At 63.5% G+C, this 2,278-nt stretch carries 2 protein-coding genes; one reads left to right on the top strand and one right to left on the bottom strand.

Annotated elements, in window-relative coordinates; translation table 11 throughout:
* Positions 1-2 precede the first annotated feature (2 nt).
* Positions 3-341: a bleomycin resistance protein gene (locus AC1DUU_RS29920; protein WP_476786944.1), complete on the top strand. Its 339-nt coding sequence runs from the start codon at positions 3-5 to the stop codon at positions 339-341.
* A gap of 33 nt (positions 342-374) precedes the next feature.
* Here AC1DUU_RS29920 and AC1DUU_RS29915 read toward each other — a convergent pair.
* Positions 375-2,278: L-glutamate gamma-semialdehyde dehydrogenase (locus AC1DUU_RS29915; RefSeq protein WP_476786943.1), on the bottom strand; the 1,904-nt coding region annotated here is incomplete at its 5' end.

The raw sequence follows: 2,278 nt of genomic DNA, 5'->3' as shown, positions 1-2,278 counted from the left end.
GTATCCCAGTGCTGCCCTCGCCCGACATCACCGAAAGTCGCGATTTCTATCGCGACAAGCTTGGCTTCGAGGTTATCGGCCCGGCAATGGACGACTACCTGATCGTGCGGCGGGGCGAGATCGAAATCCACTTCTGGAAATCGGACGACCGCAAGCTGCCTGAGGTGTCGTCCTGTTATATCAGGGGCGGCGAGGTATCGGCGCTGCACGCAGAGTATTCAGCTCGTGGCGTCGAGAAATTGAGTCCGTTCACCGTTCGGCCGTGGAACATGAAGGAATTCTACGTTCACGATCCGCATGGAAACTTGCTACGCTTCGGCTGCGCGCCGGAAGAAATTTAAATGGGGCAGGCCTTGGCCTGCCCCAATTTATTCTTACGCGGATGCCAGCAGGCTGGCGTTGCCACCGGCGGCAGTGGTGTCCACGCAGACGGCCCGTTCATGGGCATAGGCGGCGGGGTAGATCACCTCGCTGATCAGCGGCACGATCGGGCCCTTGCGCTCGGCAACCACCTTGCGGACGATGCGCATGCTCTCTTCGGTTCCCGAATAAGCCACGACATCGACGGCAAGCGAACGCGCCTCGACCGGATCGGGGCGACCATCGATGGCAGAGATCGGCAGGCCCTTGCCGAGCAGCGCGTGGACCGCAGCCGGAGCGCCAGGCGCAACTGCGAGAACGGCATTGCCGGCGGCAAGCGCCTGGATCGCCTGGGCAAGAAGCGTCTCTGCATCCGGCCCGAGGCAAAGCACGTGACCGCGCGGATTGAGCGACAGCGTGTTCGCCTCACCCGTCGGTCCGGGCAGGTCGATCTGGCCGAAATCGATGCTTGCCGCAGCCGCAATCGCCTCGGCGCCCTTGCCTCGCAGATGCTTGCGCAGGATGGCGATACGGTCCGGTCGTGTCGCCCACTCGCCGGCATCGACAAGATTGTCGACCAGTTCGGTCGCAGTGACCTTGTGGCCTTCCGGCAGCACAGTGCCTGCTTCGGGTGCCTTGCGGAAGCGGCGCAGATAGTGCGGTCCGCCAGCCTTGGGTCCGGTGCCCGACAACCCCTCGCCACCGAATGGCTGCGAACCGACAACAGCACCGATCTGGTTGCGATTGACATAGATGTTGCCGGCGTGGATGCCGTCCATGATGTGCTGGACACGGCCTTCGATGCGGGTGTGCAGGCCGAAGGTCAGGCCGTAGCCCTTGCGGTTGATCGCAGCGATAACMTCGTCGAGCTGGTCAGCCTCGAAGGTCGCGACATGCAGAACCGGGCCAAAGATTTCGCGCTCCATCTCCTCGATGCCTTTGACGCGGAAAACGTGCGGGGCAACGAAGCGGCCATCGCTGGGCGCATCGAGCTTGGCGATCAGCTTGCCCTTGGCCTCCATCTTTGCGCAATAGTCGCGGATCGAGTTCTGCGCCTCTTCGTCGATGACGGGGCCGACATCGGTCGACAGCTGCCACGGATCGCCGATGCTGAGCGCTTCCATCGCACCCTTCAGCATCTCGACCATCTTCTTTTCGACGTCGGTCTGGACGTAGAGCACTCGCAGCGCCGAGCAGCGCTGGCCGGCACTCTGGAACGAGGAGGCCAGCACGTCGCGAATCGCCTGCTCCGGCAGCGCGGTGGAATCGACGATCATCGCATTGAGGCCGCCGGTTTCGGCGATCAGCATCGCGTCGGGCGCGGCCGTCTCGGCAAGTTGTTTTTCGATCAGCTTGGCGACTTCCGTCGAGCCGGTGAAGCAGACGCCTGATATGCGCGGATCAGCAGTCAGCGGCGCACCGACCGTCGGACCGTCGCCGGGCAGAAGCTGGATCACGTCTTCCGGGACGCCAGCTTCGCGCATCAACGCCACCGCACGCGCCGCGATCAGCGGCGTCTGTTCGGCCGGCTTGGCGATCACCGAATTGCCGGTGACGAGAGCGGCTGCGATCTGGCCGGTGAAGATGGCCAGCGGGAAATTCCATGGCGAAATGCACACGATTGCGCCGCGTGCCGCAGTACCTGCTTCCGCCTTTTCAGCCTCGGCTGCGTAATAGCGCAGGAAATCGACTGCTTCACGCACTTCGGCTACGCCATCGGCCAGCGATTTTCCCGCTTCACGGGTGGCAAGGGCAAAGAACTCAGGGGCGTTTACTTCATAGAGATCGGCTGTGCGGCGCAGGATGGCGGCACGTTCGGCGACGGGCTTGGCTGCCCAGGCCGGCTGCGCCTCGATGGCGAAGCGCACGGCTGTCGGCACCTGCTTTGCGGCTGCTTCGGTTGCGGTGCCGACAACGT

This window comes from Aminobacter sp. P4_H6_2 (genome assembly GCF_056400805.1).
This window is presented reverse-complemented; position numbering and strand designations above follow the sequence as displayed.